Genomic DNA, 23,181 nt, shown 5'->3' with positions numbered 1-23,181 from the left:
AAGCACAACTATTGCGTGAAGGTAAACTTAATGAACTTGATATTGAGAATTTAATAGAGGAGGTGGAGGATTTGGGTAAATCTCAATATCGTGCTTTAGATAGTGCTATAGAGGAACTATTGCTCCATTTACTCAAATGGCAGATGCAATCACAAAAAGACGATTTACACGATATGGAGCGGTGGTACCTTAGTTGGTTAGATAGCATTGCCAAGCAACGTCGGAAAGCTAAAAAAGAATTAAAAGAGAATCCGGGATTAAAACCCAAGTTAGATATAATATTCCCCAAAGCTTACGGACGTGCCCGTAAGGCTGCGGCTGAAGATATGGATTGTAAGGTCAGTAATTTTCCCACTGAGTGTCCTTGGTCTTATGAGCAAATCATGGTTACTAACTGGTTACCTTAGGAGGCAGTATGAAGACGTAAGTTAGTATTTAATCTTATTAACTATTTAATTTTTATTAACTTTGGAGTACAACGTGAGTAGTATCACCGATAAATTAGAATCGCAATTAACCGACCTGCTGGTTATTCTAATCAAATGTGAATATCAAACCACCGTGTTAAAAGAGGTCATGCCAAGAGACAGTGTGGTGATAGGTTGGTTAAAGGCCATCGATGGCTCAAGGGAAACTGTTAATAAGCTCGTAAAAAATAACTCAAACTTACAACGTCGAGCCCAAGGGGTTATAATAGATGTTTATCCCATAGCTAAAAAAAGAGCTATGAAAGCTATGAAAGATTTTATTCCTGTAAAACATCGTAAAATGGCCAAAAATGATTTTCCAGAAACTTGCCCTTGGGATTTTAAGCAAATAATGGATACCAATTGGTATCCTTTAAATGGAGTGAGTTTAGATGACTAGTTTATACCATAGTGATCACCACAAATGGTTATCAGAACAAGTGTCCTTGTTAGATAATGAAGAGTTTGATAAGCTTGATATTAAAAATTTGGTTGAAGAGTTGGAGTTAAACTTAATGTCTGACCTTCGTGAGTTAGGAAGACGTTTGAAAACCCTAATCTCCCATCTTCTTAAAATGAATTATCAAACCACTGTTTTAAAAGATGCTTGTAATAATCATTTTATTAAAAAGTGGATAGGTACAATAAGAAGAACACGAGAAGATATTATTGATTTAATTGAAAAGAATCCCAGTTTAAAAAATTGTATTGGTGAGGTTATGGCGGAAGCTTATCCTAAAGCTAAAAATCAAGCTATCGATGAGATGAATGATTATGCTCATAATGCCTATGATCGTTTAAATAAGGATAGTTTCCCGACACAATGTCCCTGGAATTTTGAGCAAATAATGGAAACCGAATGGTATCCTTTAAATGGAGTAGAAATACAATGAGTGATTTATACCATACAGATCCCTATAAGTGGTTAACTGAACAAGTGTCTCTATTAGCTGATAGACGATTTGATGAATTAGATTTGGATAACCTACTTGAGGAGCTGGAGTTGAGTTTACAGGACAAGGTTGATCGACTTGCGTCTGAGTTGAAAACCCTAATCCAGCATTCGCTCAAAATGGAATATCAAACTACAGTATTAAGGGAGTCAGTGGCCACTGGGCGGGTACTTAGAAAATGGAAAGGTAGTATCAGGCACCCCAGAACGGCAATTGAGATGCTTTTAGCTGGTACTCCCAGTTTATACCAACAGTCCAATGAAGCTCTAGCTATAGCCTATCCTAATGCTAAAAAAGACGCTATTAAAGAGATGAACGATCATCTTCATAAAAGTCAACATCTTAATGAAGATAGCTTTCCTAATGAGTGTCCCTGGAGTTTTGATAAACTAATGGAAACTGAGTGGTATCCACTGAATGGAGTAGAAATACAATGAGTGATTTATACCATACAGATCACTATAAGTGGTTAACTAAGCAAGTAGCATTATTGGCTAGTAAACAGTTTAATGAGTTAGATTTAGATAATCTGCTTGAGGAGTTGGAGATGGGCATCAAGGGTGATCTTCGCGAATTTAGACATCGCTTAGAAACCCTGATTGCCCACTTACTGAAAATGAATTATCAAACGACAGTGTTAAAAGATGCTTGTAGCAATTATTTTATCAAGAAGTGGATAGGTACTATTAAGGAATCTAGAAAGAAAATTAATGAGCTAATTACAGAAAATTATAGTTTAAAAAACTATATTGAGGAAGCTATGGTCGTGGCATATGTTAATGCTAAGGAACAGGCTATTGATGAGATGAATATACACGCCGCCAGTAAAAAGCAGCGTTTAGATAATAATAGCCTTCCCAATGAGTGTCCTTGGGATTTTGATAAACTAATGGAAACTGAGTGGTATCCACTGAATGGGGTAGAGATTTGAATGGTCAGTGATTGAAATTATAAAAAGATAATGCTCATGGATAATAAATTAAAAATAAATTGGGAGGGCTTGGCCCTCCCTTTTATTAGGTATAAGTGCCTTTATGGGCTTTGTGTTTATCCAGTACAAAAAGTGTAACCTCACCCTCCTGATGGATAGGGGCAATATAGTAATGATCAAATGTTTTTATATCACCAATACAATCACAAATATGCTGTGGTCTAGATTGACGATAGAGGATTAAATTGTATGGGGTAAGAAGAAACCGTTGTTTTAAAGCCAGTACTACTTTGACATTATGGCGCAAAGACAGATGAGAAACAACACTTTGAAAAGGTCGTTTTTTATCTAACTCAATAACTAAATCGCTATAGAAAACTGACATTAAATGATCAGCTGGATTTACTGCAATACTATCTGGTACATTATTATTAAGTGGTTCCATGGTTTATTCCCAGAATTCGTAGTTTTCTTCCTCTTTTCTCAAGCTGAGAAAAACAGCAGTGATCCCTACATTAGATAATATAACAGCTACACCAAACTCCCCCTTCTTAACTATAGGTGCAGCTAGTGGAAAGCAAAATCCATCTAGGCTAAGGGTGGCTTTTATTTTTAAAAAGCCACGATCGATACACCAATATCGACTGAAGCGAGCTTCACATTCTATCCCTGTTATTCGCTCCATAAAATCGGGTAATTTTGTAAAGTGCTCACCTGCCCTCTCTAAAGCTTTATTAAAACCAACTTCAATTATCTCGGTTAAATAAATGTTATCAAACCCCACATATTCCCCCTAGTAAATAATCAAAGCCTCCACTTCTAAAACACCACAGTAACTATGACCACGTGTTACAGAAAATCCTTCATTATTAGATAAATATAAAGTGTAGTTGGTGGCCTCCCAACAATCTACTTTTAGATCAAACTGCAAACCCATTTGCTGACAGTATTCACGACTAATACTAAAGACGCCTATCCCATGTTCCCCCAATAACTTTTGTGCATCCTTAGGGGTAAGATCAGCAAGTTCTGTAAGCTTATCAAAGCCTAAGTGCTCTAATAATGTACTTCTGGGTATACGGTTAAAAGCAGTGCCCACCTTAAGATCATTGACCAGCTCTAAGGCATTTTCCACCACAGCCAATTCATTTTTGTCTAAGACAAAGACACTGCAATTTGAGAAACTAAATCTTTTAATAGTACTATATTGACTACCATCAAATAGATCGAGTTTATTACCACGATCTATAAAACGTTGACCCCTACATAAGATCACAGGTAGCTTATCCATAAACAAACCTGCAATATTAGAAAAAGTGGGTTCAATGCCTGCTTGCCTTAGAAATCCCATGTTCTCGTCGATCAGCACTTCTAAATCCGTATATTCATACTCTGACTGCAACATGTCCTAAACCACCTTTAATTTTCTGTTGTTTGGGTGTGGAAGACAATCCACTGTTTATCGAAAAGACTTTCTTTCTCCTTTAACTTAAACAGTGATGCGGTGGCTGATCTAAACAACCAGATACCAGCACCTATATCCACACCATCTATAGACAAGTTGTCTCCTTCATGTTTCATCAATTTTGAATCGATTTCCAAAAAGTCGATATTTTGTCTATGTAGACACCTTTTAATGGCTGGCACTAAGGCACCGTCGGATTTTAAATTAGATAAGGATACTTCAATACGCGGGTCAATGTTATGCTTAACATAAAACCTATCCCGTTTAAAGAAGCGGTATTTACCTAATACCCAACACCGCAATAATCCCTGCTCATTTTTATCAATAACCAGACAAACCTCATCAAAGACAAACCGGGCTATAGGTTCAAGGTTTTCAACACTTTTTTGAAAACATATGTGTATATTTCTCTTTTCTATAAACCAGTTAACATCACGATAATACTCCATGGTACCTTTATAAATACCTCGTATCAGGTTTTTAATACCATGGAGTTTATGAATGGTCTCTTTGTTATTATTAACCAGTAAAACATCCATCACACTTTTGACAATAGTTGCTGATTCAGCATTATCAAGTGTTGTGTATACTGTTGTTGAGCCCATAACTTTTTCCTTATGTATAGCGACCACTGTCAATCAGTGTAGCGTACTCCATTATGTCTTTACCCACTCTATTCATCCAACCATGAATAAAAGCTTCTGACTTTTCTCGAGCCATTGCCAGTCGACAATAATGATCCCCTTGCCCACAGAGTAATGCTGTTAGACAATTGATCTTACCCCGTTTACCACGATAAGCAATAAAGCTATCAAAGCCTTCTATAGTTTTAGGGCCAATATATCCATCAACAATAAGGTCAGGATAAATATCACCTAACTGATTGTTGATGGTAAGATATCTTTGGAATAACTCTGAAGTTTTGTGCACCCCCAGATTAATGCCCATATCAAACATCTTATCAGCTATCAATATACTGCGATCATAAATGTCATCTAACATCATCTTATCCCAGTAGGAAACTTTATAAATAGCAACAGCTTCTTCTTTAGTCAGATCGCGCATATCCCCCTTAAAGCCATGGGCACGAGCTACCGCTTCAGTGATGCCGTGATTGGTAGCTTTACCAGGATCATTAGGGTGATCAACATAACCCCCCTCAACATTGACCTTATCACAAATAATCCATTCTTTTGTGTACACTTCCATGATACTCTCCTTTTGTTATTATACGAGAACAGGTTGACTGAAGCTGGGCAGGGCATTGGGGAAAGTACTTAGCGCTTCCCAACGCACCGTCACTGATTCAGGTGGTGTACTATCAAATGTAGTAAAATCCTTAACAATTACATGTACAACAGCATTGACTTCGGTAGTCCTTGCCAGTAGATTTATAGCCGACCCATCGGTTATAGCAACGGCAAACTCCAAAGGTACTAGCTGACCGCTGACCTGATCGATGCGAACGTTTACCAGAGTTTGATCAGACATTAAATGGCCACTTACAATAATATCACTGGCACCAATATTTTCTGTCCAGCCACTTAAGGTAAATTGAAAGAATTCACTGGCTGGAGCTAACATTAAGCGAGCACCGTCAGTATCATTAACACTCCAGCGCTGCTGCTGTAAACCATATTTAACGGCACCTGTGTTACTGACTTTTCTCTCAAGCAAAGCCAAGAGCGCATCAATAGCACCTGGGTGCTGACCCTGTAGCGCACCGGCGACTTCTTGCAGGGCTACGACTAATGGTTCAGTGCCAACCAGATCATCATAAGTGTGGGCATGGATGCTCGGTGGGAAGCTAATGGGGGCATTGAGAATATCATCCCAGTGGACAATATTACGGGCATCCATTAGATCTTCAATGGCACTGATGATAGCATCTATCGAGGTGCTATAATGACCACCGACGGTCTGGTAGTCAAGCAGCAACTCACCTTGTATACCACTGTTGATAATGCGAATAACTGCATACACAGGTTGACCAGTTTTTAGCGTTGCCTCTTCATGGAGATAATTAAAAGTATAATCAGTACCGTTAACTAAAGGCACACCCGTATTGCGTTGGGTTAGCACTACGGTATCACTGTAGAAGACTGAGTGGTGGGGGACAATAATACGACTTTGGCCATCGCTGACAACATGTACCTCGTCGTCTATTTTATTACTCAGCTGATTGGCACTTAAGTCAATCGGGTACTTTATGGGTTTTAACATATGCAATTACCTTTGCCAATGAAACGTCATAAAATGCGGTAGGGGGTTGCCCTACCGCATTAATAGTTATTGAGGTTGTTCTTCAGGCACCTTAACTATAGCCACCCAACCCTCTTTAGATTGGTCATTAACCACTTCATTATAACCAATGATAACCTCATCACCAGCACCGTTCATCGCAATTACTTTTCCCATAACAACCGCTGTACTCAAATCGCCGATATAATCCGAATCAACATCAGAAGTAGTAATATCACTAAATGTAAAATGCCAGCTGTAATCGCCACTGGTGGTCTTATAGATCGAAACCGTCCCACGACGTTGGGCTGGGGAGTTTTCTTTTGGGGTACCTGTGACTACAAACCGACCATCGCTACTGCAATCAATATTAACAATCTCACCATCTTGATCCAGTGGCGTTGGAACGTTACGCATTAAGCCCTTATATCCCCATGTCCCATCGAAGTAATGGATTTCAACCTGAGCCTTATCGGTGTTTTGCGGATGGTAATTATAAGCATAGAGCACAGTACCGGCATCGTTAATCGCAAAAGATCGACCATATCGTTTATCGTCAGAATTATCGCTTTGCGGATTAAAAGAATGTTCCAACAACCAGTCACCTCCTTCTGAATCATAGTAGAAGATTTCTATCTTTCCCCAGTCCATTGGTGGAACAGGGTCAGTATAATCTGCTGGGAATCCAGTATCAGGAGAAGCTATGAACAGACGGTTAGTGTTATCAAACTTCATGGGTCTGGTTTGAATACTGGAATAGCCACCATCCATATATCTATGGTCAAATTCCTTATTGTACTGTCTGGTATCATCAAAGTACCTGTAGAAATGCACAGCCGGTTTAGTACTACCAATACCTTCTGTAAAATAATAAGCGCTAGTGATCGCCAGCAGGCCACCATCGTCACTAATAGCTACGTTAGTACCAAAGCGAGTATTTTTACCATTACCATCTGGGTCATTAATAACGGCGTATTCAGACCAGCTATTGTCATCGTTGCGTTTATATACAACTACTAAACCACACTTAGTACCAGAGTCATCTGTCAAATAAGCTTCGCCAAAACCGATTGCTAAAAACTCACTATTTCTCGATAGTGAAAAATCGGTGAATGTGAGTCCACTATAACCACCAACACTAACTTGGTAATTACCTGTTTCAACATATTCATCATCGGTCTTGATATAAGTAGTAAACCAATTATTAGCACCCGCAGCATAAGCGGTATTACCGTCTCTGGATATGCCTGCAAAAGAACCTAGTGTTGGGTAATTTTCACCACCTGATAAAGCCCCTCTAAAAAATCTACCACGTTCGCCACTTAGTATAACAACGGTAGCAAAGGCAATGAAAGCTCCTTCTCGACTATAGTGAGTTGAACTATGCATTCTAGGAGCACCTACAAACAATGTACCATCATTAGCTACTTGTGGTGATTGACCAAACTCAGCTTGGTCCTGACCCCAAACAGCATCGGTTTGTTGATACATGTCTTGCTCGCTATTAAAAGTGTAGCAGAACACCGCACCGTTAGGCCCATCCATACCTCCCCCCTGAGCATACTCCTTTATACCAATGTAAATCTCACTACCATCGCTGGTAACATAGAGCTCAGGTGCATACTCATACACACCCTTTACGTCAGTATGTATTAACTCTTTAAAGGCAAATGAACCAGTATCCTGCCAAACTTCAACGGAGTAAGTGCCATTAACCGAGGTATTAACGCTCGTGGTAATCGCCAGTGTATTACCGTCACCTGATAAGGCGTGAGTAATGCCAAAGTTTTCAGAACCACTGGTATTGGGAGTAATGGTTTGTGCTAAACTCCAGCTAGCTGACTCGCTATTGGAGGAGGTTGTGTATTTGTAGAGCGCACCAGCATCTGTCCCGGCTTTAGTGTGGGATACTATTAAAGTCCTGCCATCTTCTGAAAAACTCAGGCTACTTCCAAAGCCAGTATCCATACTCCCTTCAGGGTTGAGGATATGATTAGAGCGTTCTTTCCAGCCAGAATCAAAGGTAAACATTCTGATTACACTGATGCCCGCGTAGGGTGAACCCAATGCATGTCCTACAGAGCCAATAGCTATATCCTGTCCAACGCCCGATATAGCTATAGTCGAACCAAATTTATCATTAGTTGTTGGACTTGATGAGGTAAAAGTTTCACCATACGTAGCCTGCTTGTCCGATGGATTTATGCTATAGCTCATTACTTGACCGGCTTGATACCGACCGTATACTTCAGCTTTTGGATCAGCGATGATTAAAAACTGACCCCCACCGTTAAAGGCAATACTTTCACCAAAATTTCCAGGGTTAGGGTAATTAGGGGTAATGGTTTGATTTAATCTCCAAACGCCATCGGTCAAGGTAAAGGTGTGAACGTCATTATTACCCTTAACTGCCAAGAGACTGCCATCGGCGGTAATAGCAAAAGTACTAAAATCAGTATCTTTGCTATCGGCCTCAACTGATGTCAAACCGCCCACTTTGATATCATTCCACCTTTCTGGCCAATCAAGATTGGGTGGCATAATCCTTGGATTGGTAGTATCATGAAACGCATGGAGCTTTTGCTCGCTGGCATCGGGTCGAAATGGACTTGATACAATCACTTGTGAACCATCGGCTGAAGCTACTGTGTTTCTGCCGTAGGTTGGTCCTGTATTGCCATTATCAGGTACAAGAGGTGCCAAATGATAAAGCTCATCACCATTAATGGGACTTTGATAGCTGTCCACTCTAGGTTCAGGATAATGTGACATTGAGCCAGTATACAAGGTGGTTTGTGTAGCCATGATGGTGCGGCCAAAACCACCACTGCCTATAGGCGCATTCTCATCTGTGACTTTAAAGTCACTTTGTTTGCTGTTTTTATAAGTATAGTCTGACATATTATTTCCTCACTGCGATTTCATAGGTGTGAATTGTGCCTGAGTGATCTATCGTTGTACTGTAATGACCTACGTAAAGGAGGTTCTCTTTCATTTCCACTGAAACGCCAAAACCCACTGGATCATAGCCAACAGGTACTTCTAAGGTAGTATCCAGTTGTATGGTGGAGGCTGACGTAGTTAGTTTAAATATATCTAACCAGCCATCAGTAGTAACACTAGCATTATTGTTGCAACAACCTATGGCTAATTGAAAAGACTGACCATTGTTATTAGCCATTGACAATGCACCTCCCCAATAACTATTCGTGATGGATTTAGTGGGATTTAAAGTTTCTTTAAACTCCCAAGGTGCATACTCAGATACCCTTTGATAAATATGGACAGCCCCCTGTTTATCGTTAAGATAAGGTGCACCCACAGCCAGATAAGTAAAGCCAACAACAGTTCTGTATATGTTACGATTTGAAACTACAGGATCATAGCCTCTGGGTTTAGTTGCTAATGAGAAACCAAAGGCATCCAATGTAAAGGGCGATTCAATGGTTTGAGTCAATGTCCAACCGGCGCTGCTGCGTCTGTAAAAATGCACTCTGCCTTTGCGGGTAGCTATTTCACCCGGTACACCAACAACATCAAATGGCTCACTAATAGCAACTTCAGTATCATTGGTTATAAATGCTACTGCATAACCAAAGTTACTATTGGTATCCACACCCTCAGGTAATGGGAAGGTGTGGGTTAAGCGCCAAACATTATCCTCACCCAATTCAAACTCATGAGCAGAACCCTGTGATGGATTCTCGGAGCCATCAGTAGGTGCGCCAACAATCAAACGATTACCATAGGGGCTAATGGCCATACTATCGCCCAAACCACCATCTAAGGTGTCAGATGAGTACACAGGAACAGTATCGTATCTTCGATAACCATAGAGGGTAGTGATAGCTCTGGACATCCAATCTTCGTGATGATAAACCTCATAGGTCGGCTTATTTTCGTCATCAAAAGACATAACTACCAGTGCATGACCAATGTCATCAAAGGACATTTGTGTGCCAAACAAAGTATTGCCTTCTTGTTTAGTATAAATCTGTTCCACCAAACCCCAACCACCATTGGCAGTTTGTCTAAAGAAGTAGACAATGCCTCCATCCGTCGCACCCGGTGCTGAAGCCGCCAGTAGTTTGCCATCTTTACTAAGTGCCAGTTTAGTACCAAACCAGCTATCAAGATAATCATTACCCCAATTAACATCCCCTTTATCAGTGGGTGTGGTACCCTCAAAAGTAACAATACGCACAGCTATAGGCTCTTCCAAACTTTGGCTCTGCCAGCTGATGGCTACTGTACTACCGTCACCCGATACCGCCATGTCATAGAAAAATAAATTATTAGAAATGCCGTTGAGGTTAATAGAAGAAACTTGAGTCCAACTACCTGTATTGAGCTGCCAACGCTTTAAAGTGTGTTCTGTACTGGAAATAGACTCAAGGGTAAATAGCTCACCAGCGACATTAAAGCGCAGCTGAGTCGCGCAGGTATTAGACCTGCTGAAGGTATTAAAGCCATCGGATATTTTACCGGCGTATTGATAAGTACCATTACCCAGCGTAAACATGTGTATGCCTTTAGTAGGCGACATTATGGCCAGGTTATTACCATCATTACTGATAGCTACCGAATTGCCCCAAAAAGAATAATCATTGTCTGGTTCAGGGTGGGGTATGGTTATAGCATTGGTCCAGCCTGTGTAGGTTTTAAAGTACACCTGCACCAGTCCACGAACGGATTGGGTGTCAACAACATTGCTCTCACGGGTATTAACGGTTACAATCACCCGAGCGTTGCGACTCATTTCGATAATTTGCGGATTAGGTTGAGCTTCATCACTTAGTAATGCTTCTGTATACCAGCCATTAGTGTTTTTTGCCATAACACCAATAACGTTTTTATAATCATCATCAGCACTGGAAGCTATCTGTTTTTGTACCCCAGCACAAAGATTTCCCGTACCGGAGAAAGCAACATGTTTTGTTGCCCGATAATCAAGTGGAAAATTTAACATTCTTATGTCCTTTTGTTATTAAAGGTGGGGCAAGCCCCACCAAGCTCAGTCACCCACTATCTCAGGTAAGACTACTTCGCTTTCCCATTGCGTATGCTCAGGATAAACTACAATCTTACCTACCTGCATCCAATCATCACTATCCCCTCCAAGTGTGGCGCTATGGGTTATATCAATAGAATCGTTATTAAGTCTGTGTTGATAAATCACAGATAATGAATTTGATCCCAAGGTGTCGCTAAACTCAATACTCAGCGATTCGCTGGCTAAAACCTGGTTATAACCAAAATCAATAGATTCACTACTAATGGTTTGGTTATGTCTGAATTCCGTAGAATCCAGAGTCAAACTTGTTTCTGCCAACCAAGACTCGCTGTTAACTCCCAAATCGGTATTCTGACTCCAAGACTCACTGTTAACTCCCAAATTGGTATTCTGACTCCAAGACTCGCTGTTAATGTTTAGCTGTGCCTCACCCCGCCAATTTTCATGAGTACTGGTAATTGAAGCATTAAAGCTAAACAAACCGCTAACATCTGGTCTAACCCAATCATCGCTAACCAAGAGAAAGGATTGTCCAGCTTGAGCAATTCCTTCTATATCCTTTTTAGGGCTGTTTACCAGTAGGAAATCACCACTGCCAGAAAGTCTCTGACTAACCCCAAATTCCTCATCATCGGTTACCTTGTCCGGGTAATGCTTACCACGCACCTCCCAGAAATTATTAACCAGTCGATACTGATACACAGAACCGTTTTTATCGAAGTTACTGGGATCACCTGGTGCACCTATGGTGAGAATATCACCATCGCTATCTATAGAAACCGATTCCCCAAAACGCAGAGGTTCGCTTAACTCAAGATAATATTGATCTGGGGGATTAAGTGTTTGATCTGATTGCCACTGTTGATTCTCCCAGCTAAAGCTTTGCACTGCCCCTATAGACTGCGTATCAGGAGCACCAATTAGCAACTTACTATCGTCTTTTGAGAAGACCATAGTGTGGCCAAGGCCATCAAGGTTCTGATTGATTAAGGTTTGTGTTAAAGTTAAGGTAGCAACTGCAATAATTGCCACAGCGCCTTTGTTACCATTGCCCACAGGTCGATTAGCCACGCTAATGGCCAACCACTGACCACTGCGACTGAGCGTCACTTTTTCACCGAAGTTATAAACGGTTGAGCCACTTAGGACATCGCCATAAAAGGTGTGGCTCAATTGCCAGATATCCCCTATGCGCTGATAGTAAAATACTTGACCACCTCGATCAGCCAGTGAATCACCCACTACTAATTGAGTACCCGCATCATTCATTGATAAGGTATAGCCATAGCGGTGCATGTTCTGATCGTTGGGTGACTCTAAGGTATCGCTGTATTGCCATTGACCATCGTACTTTTTATACGTAACCAGAACACCGGTGGGTGCATTCTCACCACGCCTTGGTGCACTGATAACCATCAGACTCTTATCCAGTGAAACCACCAAACTTTGTCCAAACAAGCTGTCTGAAACTTCATCAGGATCAGTTAAGGTTTGAGTCTCCAGCCAGTTCTCAAGATAGCGCAGATAAACTGAAACACCCCCGCCACGAACACCCGTTTGGGGATTAAGGCGTTTAGGGGAAGTCAGTATTACTTCATCACCCGCCTCAGAGATCCATCCTTGGGAGCCAAAATTACCATTAAATGTGGCATCAAGTGATTCAGACATTTCTGTTTGCACCAGCCACTCTTGCTCCGGCACATAGCCAGGATCGGGTAGATTAAATACATTATCCCCAAGATTTCGAGTGTGTATCAAACCTGTACCCGTACCATAACTACCATTACCAGGAGCACCAATAATTAAAGATTCACTCAATGGACCAAAGACAATCTCAGCTCCATACTCTTCATTACTGATAGGGCTGTGCTTTAGCGGATCTACTTTTATCCAGTTACCGCCTGCATCTTGCCAATACAGATGCGTCCTACCTTCAAGTCTATTACCAGCCTCACCAATGACAACTACATCACCTGAGTAGTTAATTGATGAGCTGATACCATAATGCGCATCGGCACCATATGGTAGCTCACTAAACCTGTGTATAAGGCTCCAGTCACTATCAAAGAGCAGCGCCTCACCACGCTCACTGCCTGTATTTCGAGCAATACTGACCAGCAGATGACCCTGTTCACTAAAGGATAAAGATGCACCTACCACTGGACCTACAAAGGTTTCACAAGACAGTGTTTGTACTTTTACCCAGTCATTATCCAAGAGTTGGTAGATATCTACCTCAGGTTCACTGTCGCCGGTTGTATTACTTAGTATTGCGATAGTTTGACTATCAGGTGAGAAGTGGGGGGCACTGACCCAGCTTCTATCGGAATCAGGTTGTAGATTGTCAGCAGCTTGCCATTGTGCTCCATCCCAATGCCAGAGTGATAGCTGTGACTCCAACTCATCAGTCCATGCTCTTGCCAAGTATAAACCGTCTCTGGATACCCCAATAGTCTCCTCATTGCTACTGGTAGCCACGGGTAGTTCATCACTACTTATCCAAACACCTTCCACTAGCTGATAAGCAAGTATTTTAGTTCCGTTATTCTCAGCCAGTAAATAACAGCGGGTGTTGGTCAGTACTGGTTTACCTTTTAAACTACCTTCGCTAAGGTACAAACTTTGTCGATAAACCCAACCGCCATTAATCCACTGAAAAACCTCAAGACCATAGACGCTTTTATGATCCTGTGTCCTAACCCCTTCATTGGTAGCAAACAGCCAAGAGCCATTAGTGCTTAGACTAATATTGCGACCAAAATCTTTACTTAATCCATACTGAGGTTTGATAATAGAAACCTCAGGTTCATTCCATACCCCTGTGGTTAGCTCTTGTCCTGAGTAACTCCATTGGGGTAATACAAATGGATGAATAACATCAGGTGATACTACTGAGAGTACATCACCAGCACTGGATAGATGTAAAAGTCGACCATAGCCAGCATCTGGCGTGATGCTGGGATATAACTCTTCACTCTCACCCCAACGTTGGCCATCAAAACGAAAGCATTGTACCCCACCCTTATCAAGTCCTTGACGATCATCTCCCAGAGTACCCACAACCAGCGTGTTAGCCGTATCATTAATGGCAATATCAATGCCAAAGCGATCATCCTTAGTGCGATATCGTCTGCGCAGCTGATGCTCTTGAAACCACTGATCGGTACTGGCAAAGTAGCGAAACACAAACACTGACCCGTAATCATCGTACCAATCAGCCGCTACAGCAAGAACACTGCCATCACCTGAAAGTTGGGTAGAATGGCCAAACTGATCTTGGGCCAATGGGTTATTATGGCGCAATGTACTGTGTAGTTGATAATGAGTTTGATCCCGTTTAAAAAGATAAACCACCCCAGCACCAATGGCGTCATTCTCTAAAATACCAGTAGCCGCTATAACCAACCACTGTCCATCGCCACTGAAACTGATATCTTTACCCCACTCGTGATAACTTTTAAGTACACCATCGCCAATGAGTGTTTGAGCACTAGTGATGGTTTGTACCAAAGTAGCTCTGCGGTCTTGAATCTGATACAAAAAAGCTTGCTCAGTATCCATAGCACCAACAAGCAACCAGTTACCATCATCGCTAAGCGTTAATATCTCACCATAGCTGACTTCTGGTTTAGGCAAATCATAACGAATCCAGCCCGTGGGTTCACTGAATAATAAATGTACATTAGCCTCAATAGAGCTAACAGCAAGCACCTCACCTTTATTATCAAGAGCCATAGCTCTGGCAAAAAAACTGCTATCAGCAGGTGCAGCAACCGTGCTCATTAACAACCAAGTGCCGTTAACCCGACGATAGGTATTAAGATTACCCCCACTTAACAGGGGATTACCTATAGCTAAGGTATTACCATCGCCACTGAGTGCCAGAGTTTGTGTAGCTGAGATGGTATCACTAACAACTTGAATCGGTGGCTCTTCAATCCAGTTCAAAGGACTGACAATAGCCGGTGGTAAGTACTTGGTCGGCACGCTGGTATAAACATAGAGCAGGCCAGCATCTGTACCATAAACAGCGTTTTTACTGGCACCTATTAGCAACACTTTACCGCTGAGACTAAAGGTTATATCATTAGCATAAGCCTCATGCTCACCACGATTGGTGTGAGTAACAAAGCCTACTGGCCTGAAAAATTCACGACTATCAATACGCTCATACAGGGCAACCCTACCCTCAACAGCAACACTTAAGCTGGTTTGTGAGACCAGCAAGGTATTATTACCACCTGAGTAACTAACCTTTAAACCAAAGGTTTCATTCTCTATTAGCAAATAGGGTTGAAGCGTTTCTTTACGACTCCAAGCCTGATTGATGAAGGTATAAACCTGAACCTCACCAACATAATCTGGATAGCTAAAGCCGATGGCCAGCTCAGATCCATCGCTACTAAGAGTGGGGTCTGAGTAAAGGGCGTCAATATTACCTTCAGCATCGGTTAAAGATAATACCTCACCAACACCAAAACCCGATTCATTGCGAGTATACAGCCAAAGTTCCTGACGATAAGGTGCGGTTTTTTCAATAGCCTTAAATGCGTAGTATTTGCCATTAACATCCTGAGTCACCCGCAAAGATCTCAGATCCCCAGAAATCATACTGTCCTGAGGTCTACCCAACTGAGTATTCAATACCCAGCTATTGTTAACATTGGTATAAACTTCAATAGCAGCTCTGTTAACATCAGAAACACCAGCGACTATTAGAAATAAATTCTCAGGGTGCAAGACAAAATTTTCAGCAGTATAGCTAGTGGGTAATGACAGTGTTGACGCTAATGTCCAAGCCGTTGATTTACTAAAGGTCTGTAGTTTAACCTCAGTATCTTTACCCAAGACTACCAGCTGATTTTCATCGCCAGCAAGAGCCAGATTAAAAACATCATTAAGAGTAAATTCAGCAACTTCATTAAGCAAAATATCCTGTAGCCACTCACCATCACTTAGCTGGTAAAGGGCGATTTGCCAGTCACCAAGATCGTCTTGATACGTAGTAGCAATGGTTTTATCACCATTACCTACCACCGCTTTATCACCAAAGCCCATTAAGGGATCTTTGGGATCTTCGCGCATAAACTCATGTGGACTTGAGCGCCATGGTGTCGGGGCAGGGGGTCTGGGATCAGGTAGTGGCGGCGTATAAATAGGTTTAGCCGCTTCAGTGACATCCTCATCAATTTCCAATACACCTTTTACATCTTTATACGTCGGATAGTAAAAGGGTAAGTCAGGGTCACTAGAGAGTTGCTCAAAGGGTAGGGCATCAATCAATATTTGCCCACGCATCCAGGCAAGCTCAGTATCAAAGCCAGGTAGCAAGTAATGACAAACATGCTCAACACTAACAACAAGCTGAGCAGTAGTATCAGGTTTAATAATAATCTCAATAGCACTGCCATCAGTGTGATGCAATCGCATAGAGACATTAGGTTCAAAACCAGAGATAACCTGATAACAACTAAGATCATAACCGCATAAATCGGCATTATACTCAGCGGATACTTCTACTTTTGATACCTCTTGGTTACCTTGAGCATTGGTATAACCAATGGAGAGTGATACTTTAAAGGGTCCATAATTGGGATAAATCTTAACTCGGGTCAAAAGATCACTTTGACTAACCGCATTGTTAATACTCAATGCTTGGCTAAGATAACGAGTGTTACCTGTATTATCAGCTAATAGATTAATTCTGGCCAGCAGCTGATCGAATAAATTACTATTGGGATTTATAATCGCATCTTCAATAGCATCAAGGGCATCGAGTACTTCTTGTTTAAACTCAATGTCCTGGGCAATATGGGTATGGGATTGGGGTACATAACCGGAAGGCTTGTACAGGATATCATTCCACTCAACCTTATTCCTTTGCTCCAAAAGGTCAAGCAGAAAACGCAAAATAGCAGCATTGCCCTTAGCATAAGAGCCACCCACAGTCTGATAGGACAGAGTTATATCTGGGTGATCTTCTGGTTTTTTAAGGACAATCAGGGTATAAACACCTTGACCCGTTTGCGTTGTTAAAGGCTCATGTAATGCTCTAAGCTCATAATCCACTCCAGGCTTTAGCACTGCCTTGGATTGTTCATCCTGAACAAGTAGATTGGTTTGATAGAAGGGGTAATAGTGGGGTACGAGAATCCCAAGTGTCTCCTTACTGTTGTGGGATTCTACGATATAATTATCAGACGACCTCCCCGTGAGGTCTAATCCATACGACTTGATCATTGGGAAACCTTTAAGTGGTTAGCTCCCAAAGCCGTTCCCTGTGCTTTGGGCTCCATTAAAATCGTTTATCTTCCTTGGTGTTTATCTACATAAAATTAGCGTATCTTAGGAAAAGGTAAATTAGCTATTACTACTTAACACGCATAAATAATACAAAACTAAACACGTGAACCGGCAATAGTACCCAATAAAGTCCATTGCACATAACTATTACCGACTACTGCTATACCGGCAGAACCACCCATATGAGCATAACCACGAGAACCTGGTTGGCCCAGATTACCACCCTTACCACTGTACGTTCGATTGTTGCTATTGGACTGTGCTGCTCTGCCAGCACCACCCGTGGTTAAAGTGCCACTATGGCCAAAAGTACCACGAACACCCTGAGTTACATCATGGTTATAACCGCCAGTACCCACACTAAAACCAGCACCGCCACCGCCGCCGTGACCACCTCGACTTTGACTGGCACGTATGCCATTATAGAAAGAGCCGCCGCCGCCACCTCCGCCGCCGCCAGCAATGACGCCTCTATTATCAATAACTAACTTACCGTTAGCCGTGCTATCTACTAGCATAGCATTACCACCCAAGCCACCGGCAGTGGGCGCGTCAAAACTTCTTTCACCACCACCATCACCCCCTGTACCACCTTTACCAACAATGTGCACACCAGCAGAAATAATAATCTCTATTCTTTCATAATTGCTTAAATTATTAATGGTCAGTGCGTAAGCGTTGATTGAGTCTGCACCTATAGTGCCTGTAATAGTGATTCTGACAATTCCAGAGTTAACACCGTTATCTCGCATAAATCTGACTATATTAACATTCTGGGATGATCCAAGAGTTAGCTCAACAATAGAGCTTTTACCCAAAAAGTCAGTAATACTTAACTCACCACTGGCAGGTACACCAGTAGCAGCTCCGTAGTAGTCGGTTAGCGAATACGGTGTACTACCACCATTACCTTTGTTTTTAAACTCAGCAGCTATTTCACTAAGTTTAATTGGCTTGTTATTAGACAATGCCATTTCAAACTCCCATGGGCAGGTAAGCCCGCCCATTCCCTGTTACAGTTTTGCTTTAATCTCTTCAAGCTCAGCTTTTAGCCCTTTGAGCATGGCAATGACAAAAGCATCGACACCCAATGGTGAGACCCTCAACTTACCATCCTCATCAGAGCGCACCGATTGGGGCAGTACCTTCTTAAACTCTTGGGCAATGACACCTGCAAAGTCCATCTTAGGATCATCAATGTCCGTACGATTGAAGGTATAAGCATCAATCAGATCAAGCATCTCAAGCGATAAATCAAGTTTGCGAATATTTGACTTGAAGTTTTTATCTGAGGTCACGGTAAAGTCAATGTTGGAAAATACTTCACCACTGAAGAAGACATTATTGGAAGTATAGAGGTATCTAAATACTTCACTATAAGTACCCCCCTGTAACCGCCAGAAAGCCATAGCCCCTACAGTACCCGGTACTGCTGCGCCACTATCCCCTCTAAAAGTATAACCTGCACCATTAACACTATCGCGATACAGAGCTACTATTGCGCTGGCATAGTTAGTACCATAAGCATTACCCAAATAGGCTCGGTTAATAGAATTACCGTTAGTGGAGGTTAGCTCAAAACGAGTGCCGTTAGCTTCGTTAATAGTGGCAACACCACCATTAACTTCCAATCGCTTGGCAATAGCTTGATTCTGAGTGGTATCACTGTTATTTAAATCATTAATAGACTGATTTAAACTGTTAAGCTGAGAGTTAAAGTTATTTAACTGGCTGTCCTGATTGGTGTTTACCTGTTTAATTTGACTAATGGAAGTATTGATTGCTTTAATACCATCGACATTATCCTCAATATCACCTTCGGCTTTAGTCAAATTAGAACTCAGGGTATTGATGCTGCTGGTATTACTGGTAATCCTTTGTGACAGTGAAGAATCTTCATTCTCTAGTGCAGTTAAGCGGTTATTTTGCTGTGTTTGACCAGTATTGAGCTGACTGATGGAGGATGCATTAGTACTAACATTTTGTTTGGTATTAGCCAGATCCTGCTCAAGAGAGGTAATATCCCGTGCGTTTTGACTGACGTTGGAATTGGTACTACCCAAAGCATTATTAGTCGCCGTAATAGAAGACTTGTTATTGGCAATATCCGTTGTTAGTGATTGTTGCTCTTGCTCTATCAGATCCAAACGACCACTGTGACTCTGCAAAGAATTGCCCTGAGTGCTGTTAGCTTGCTCAGTAGCTGTTACCCTTTGTTGCAAAGCACTGATATCACTATCATTACTGTCAACATCCTGTCTTAGTTTGGTAACACTTTGATTTAAAGTAGTCAAGCGTCCATCGGCTGAGGTTGATGAGTTTGACAATGCCTGCAAGGTTTGATAAACATTTAAACCACCCACACTAATCTCACCATTAAAAACGATATCATTAGTATCAAGGGTGTACTCAAAGACCACATGGGTAATACCATTTTTTCTGCGATAAAAGGTGGCTGTATCTTGACTAACACTCGTCCATCCTGAGGGTGGATTTTTAGTAAACCAAGCCAGACCAAAACCATTATTCACATCAGTACCAACTAGCTGGTGAAAACTACCGCTATTACCGGTTAAGCCTTCCTGTACAAAAGTAGTGCCAGTATGAATACCTTCACTGTCTTTGCCTAAAGTTAGCTTATGGGTATTGATACCATGTAGGGCATTATACACAGAGTCCTGATTATGATAAGATACCAGTCTGTCACTACCACTAACATTGGCATAGGTGTGATACATAGGCTGACTGAAAGTGCCACCGGAGAACTTCTGACTTACCTCTTGACGATAGGTTAAGGTATTATTGCGCAGCTGCACATAAGCACCTGGTGTACTACCCTCTTTCTTGACACCCAAAGTAGCATGTGTAGTAGCACTGTCATCACTGGCCGCACGAACCAGAGCATTATCGCCAAGCTCAGCATAAGCACCGGTATCAGTAATTCTCAGGCCGCCCAAGAGATTACTAATGTCCTCAGAGCTCTGCCCAAGAGCCGCTTTAATGGCAATTAGCTCCTGATCATAATCAACGATTTGCTGACCAACATTTACCCCTTTAACCGTGAGATCTTCCAATATGTGCAAAGCGTGTGGGGTAGTATCTGAGTTAGCCGGTGCACTAAAGATAATCTTACCGGCCAAAGCCGATTGGTCAATGGCAGTATAATCACGGTTCAGCTCACCCCCATTCCAGGTAAAGTTTTTCACCCCCTGAACACTGACTTCCATAGTCATTGGATAATCCAGTGTGGGATTATTAGCATCACCAACTACTAATGCTAAAGTGGTTAGTTCCGTTTCTTTAAAAACTTCAACTTTAACGGGATAACCTGTGTGGTTCTCGATATAGACATTACAAAACTTACGACCTCCTGGATGTGAATCGCCGTGAGGATTGGGGTTACCAGAGCCTGTACCCACCACTTTAACCCGAATAGTCCCCCCTGTAGGATTCACTCTGGGATCACTATCGGATTGCTTGGTAGGATTGCCAATAAAGTGTACCGTGGCCTCTATGCGGTAATGACCATCTTCTGGATTATCATGGACAAAAAGCGGGTAAAGTGTATTGCTGGTTTGACCGTGTTGGTGATTAACTTTCAGCTCACCTTGACGAATACGAAATACCTTTTGGGCATCAAACTCATACACCCGGTTATTAATCTCAGCACTGGTACCTGGACGGTTAACTTTAAACCGCTCACCCAGACCTGAGGCTGCCTGACCAAAGCTAATAGCCTTATTAAAGTCATCCTTTAAAAGCTCACTGCAAAGCACTTCATTAATAACCAGCGTGGGTTGATCCCACTCAACACCAATATCGCCAATATAAATAACTGCCTGACCTTGCTCATTATAAGCAAAATAGCCATGTTCAGAAGGTGAGTCAATACTGGTTGAGAGTTTGGCGTTACTGACACTGGAGCCAAAAGTAGCATCGGTACTAGCAAGCAAATCGCCAGATACCCTCATGGTGTGTGAATTATAACGATCTTGTACCAAAATAGAAATACTAGCCAGACCACTGTTATCAAGCTCAGGCAAAGTAATAGTGAGTGTGCCCGTATGGCGATTAGGGTAATTAAATACCTCACCTAAGCGCACACGATGCTGTCCTGTATTATCAATTTTAGAAGCCAGTGCTACATCTAACCCTTGAATCTGGGCAATGCGATGCTGGTGATTAACATGCCCTTCTCCTTTAAGGGTATCATTAATCGCTTTAACTTCAGAGACCAGCTCCTGAAAACTACCTACATCTACCTCTTGGTGTTTATGGTAAACGGGTGGAAAAGTGGCGGGGGTGTTAGCAATATCGGCCCAGTCAATCACTCTATGACCTGATAGATCGCCAATCACTGTACTGAGGATAAGGGGTTCATTAAGAACAAACTCACCGCCCAGGGTTTGATAGTTTAATCTGACTTGACCTGAAAGATCCTTATCAAGAAAAGTCACTGAACCATAAATACCCGTACCTACCTCATCACTGGCTTCACGGTATCTATGGGTAAGGATATAATCTACGCCCTGAGTTAAAGTGCGTTGTGAGGGGATGTGAAAAACTTCTATTGAGTTTTGAAAAAACGGGGCAGCGCGAGCTATGATAAACTGATAGTCGCTTCCATTGCCAACACTTAAAACGTGCAGTTCATCCTTGATCTTGTTATCGGGCAACAGCCCGGTTGAATCAAAATCATACCTCAAGGTGGTCATGATAAACTCCGTTTTTACGACTTATTGTTGTACATAAGTACTATTAATACTCCATAACATAATCGGCATAAAGGGAGGGCCACGCCCTCCCAATTTATTTTTGATATTGTTTTACTATAAACCATAGGTCATCCATTAACTCTTTATATTTCGACTATTTACTAAATCAAGTATCCATTTCTACCCCATTAAGTGGGTACCAGCTTACAATCATTATCTGCTCAAAGCTCCAAGGGCATTTATTAGGAAAGCTATTGTTATCTAAACGCTGATTATCAGTTCGTGCAAATTTATTCATTTCTATAATGGCATTCTTTTTAGAGTCAGAATATACCTCTTCTAACATAGCTTCAAGTGTGGTTTGTAAGCTGGGTTTTTTATTTATAAATCGATTAATCTGTATCCTTGAATCATCAATGCTATCAGACCAACCCGACAACATGTAATCAACCCATGGGTCTTGCAGGACCTGTTTCTGGTAACTATATTTAAGTAGATGTTTAATTAGTCTCTCTAAATAGGACTCTAGACGACCAATTTCACTACCCACTTCATACTCCAGTGCTTCCAAAAGATTATCCAAATCTAATTCATCAAACCGTTTACTAGCCAGCAACTCACGTTGCTGCGATAACCACTGGGTAAAATCTCTTTCGTATAAATTATTTTTCATGATTTCCACCTAAGGTAACCAATTGCGAACCATAATCTCATCATAACTCCAAGGGCACTTTGCTGGAAAATCTTTAATTTTACAATCCATAGCGTCTGCTGCTGCCTCACGAGCCCACCGATAAGCTTTGGGCATTACTTCATCCACTTTATGTGTTAACCCTCGATTATCATCCAATACTTTTCTAATAGCAGTTCGCTGAGTATTAACACTAACTCTCCAGCTACGGTACCAGCTCTCTAAATCATGTAGATCATCTTTTTTAGAGGATTGCTTTTGCCATTTAAGCAAGTGTAGCAACAATTGCTCTAAAGCACTTTTTAAGGCACGATATTCCGATATGCCCATATCCTCAACCTCTTCAATTAAATTCTCAATATCAAGTTCATTAAGTTATTCCGATATGCCCATATGCTCAT

17 protein-coding genes and 1 pseudogene are annotated in these 23,181 nt (G+C 41.6%); 5 read left to right on the top strand and 13 right to left on the bottom strand.

All coding sequences use genetic code 11. The features are described from left to right. From KDK19_RS10950 to KDK19_RS10930, 5 genes are all read left to right on the top strand, one after another. Positions 1 to 407 (top strand): DUF29 domain-containing protein (locus tag KDK19_RS10950; protein ID WP_257291953.1); only part of this gene is annotated, 407 nt, incomplete at its 5' end. A 73-nt stretch (positions 408 to 480) separates the two neighbouring features. Continuing rightward, the gene (locus tag KDK19_RS10945) at positions 481 to 867 is read left to right on the top strand and encodes a DUF29 domain-containing protein (RefSeq protein ID WP_257291952.1); all 387 of its coding nucleotides are present in this window, start codon (positions 481 to 483) and stop codon (positions 865 to 867) included. Continuing rightward, entirely contained in the window at positions 860 to 1,360 is a 501-nt protein-coding gene (locus KDK19_RS10940; protein WP_257291951.1) for a DUF29 domain-containing protein, read from the top strand. The genes KDK19_RS10945 and KDK19_RS10940 overlap by 8 nt, the downstream gene beginning before the upstream one ends. After that, positions 1,357 to 1,857, top strand: coding sequence for a DUF29 domain-containing protein (locus KDK19_RS10935; RefSeq protein ID WP_257291950.1), 501 nt, complete (start codon positions 1,357 to 1,359; stop codon positions 1,855 to 1,857). Before KDK19_RS10940 ends, KDK19_RS10935 begins: the two co-directional genes overlap by 4 nt. After that, entirely contained in the window at positions 1,854 to 2,351 is a 498-nt protein-coding gene (locus KDK19_RS10930) for a DUF29 domain-containing protein (RefSeq protein ID WP_257291949.1), read from the top strand. Before KDK19_RS10935 ends, KDK19_RS10930 begins: the two co-directional genes overlap by 4 nt. 85 nt (positions 2,352 to 2,436) lie before the next feature. Here KDK19_RS10930 and KDK19_RS10925 read toward each other — a convergent pair whose 3' ends face one another. From KDK19_RS10925 to KDK19_RS10865, 13 genes and pseudogenes are all read right to left on the bottom strand, one after another. Then, entirely contained in the window at positions 2,437 to 2,796 is a 360-nt protein-coding gene (locus tag KDK19_RS10925) for a hypothetical protein (protein ID WP_257291948.1), read from the bottom strand. Between the two features lie 3 nt (positions 2,797 to 2,799). Then, positions 2,800 to 3,135, bottom strand: a complete 336-nt coding sequence (locus KDK19_RS10920) for a hypothetical protein (protein WP_257291947.1) — start codon at positions 3,133 to 3,135, stop codon at positions 2,800 to 2,802. Positions 3,136 to 3,144: 9 nt separating this feature from the next. Next, positions 3,145 to 3,756 carry a hypothetical protein gene (locus KDK19_RS10915; protein ID WP_257291946.1) on the bottom strand — a complete coding sequence of 204 codons (612 nt, stop codon included), beginning with the start codon at positions 3,754 to 3,756 and terminating at the stop codon, positions 3,145 to 3,147. Between the two features lie 14 nt (positions 3,757 to 3,770). Then, entirely contained in the window at positions 3,771 to 4,421 is a 651-nt protein-coding gene (locus KDK19_RS10910; protein WP_257291945.1) for a hypothetical protein, read from the bottom strand. A 10-nt stretch (positions 4,422 to 4,431) separates the two neighbouring features. Beyond that, entirely contained in the window at positions 4,432 to 5,025 is a 594-nt protein-coding gene (locus KDK19_RS10905; RefSeq protein ID WP_257291944.1) for a glycoside hydrolase family 108 protein, read from the bottom strand. Between the two features lie 18 nt (positions 5,026 to 5,043). Next, positions 5,044 to 6,039, bottom strand: a complete 996-nt coding sequence (locus KDK19_RS10900; RefSeq protein ID WP_257291943.1) for a hypothetical protein — start codon at positions 6,037 to 6,039, stop codon at positions 5,044 to 5,046. Between the two features lie 66 nt (positions 6,040 to 6,105). After that, a complete protein-coding gene (locus KDK19_RS10895; RefSeq protein ID WP_257291942.1) occupies positions 6,106 to 8,958 on the bottom strand; it encodes a hypothetical protein in 2,853 nt (950 codons plus the stop codon). Position 8,959: 1 nt separating this feature from the next. Further along, positions 8,960 to 11,026 (bottom strand): hypothetical protein, encoded by a 2,067-nt coding sequence (locus tag KDK19_RS10890; RefSeq protein ID WP_257291941.1) that lies wholly within the window; start codon positions 11,024 to 11,026, stop codon positions 8,960 to 8,962. A gap of 45 nt (positions 11,027 to 11,071) precedes the next feature. Continuing rightward, a complete protein-coding gene (locus KDK19_RS10885) occupies positions 11,072 to 17,311 on the bottom strand; it encodes an FG-GAP repeat protein (RefSeq protein ID WP_257291940.1) in 6,240 nt (2,079 codons plus the stop codon). Positions 17,312 to 17,469: 158 nt separating this feature from the next. Beyond that, entirely contained in the window at positions 17,470 to 18,348 is an 879-nt protein-coding gene (locus tag KDK19_RS10880) for a hypothetical protein (RefSeq protein ID WP_257291939.1), read from the bottom strand. A gap of 39 nt (positions 18,349 to 18,387) precedes the next feature. Continuing rightward, positions 18,388 to 22,089, bottom strand: coding sequence for a tail fiber domain-containing protein (locus KDK19_RS10875; protein ID WP_257291938.1), 3,702 nt, complete (start codon positions 22,087 to 22,089; stop codon positions 18,388 to 18,390). Positions 22,090 to 22,255: 166 nt separating this feature from the next. Continuing rightward, positions 22,256 to 22,762 (bottom strand): DUF29 domain-containing protein, encoded by a 507-nt coding sequence (locus KDK19_RS10870; protein WP_257291937.1) that lies wholly within the window; start codon positions 22,760 to 22,762, stop codon positions 22,256 to 22,258. Positions 22,763 to 22,771: 9 nt separating this feature from the next. After that, positions 22,772 to 23,143: pseudogene (locus KDK19_RS10865) on the bottom strand (DUF29 domain-containing protein); the annotation flags it as partial. Positions 23,144 to 23,181 lie beyond the last annotated feature (38 nt).

The organism is Endozoicomonas sp. ONNA1, assembly GCF_024606325.1.
Classification (GTDB): Bacteria; Pseudomonadota; Gammaproteobacteria; order Pseudomonadales; family Endozoicomonadaceae; genus Endozoicomonas_A.
This window is presented reverse-complemented; position numbering and strand designations above follow the sequence as displayed.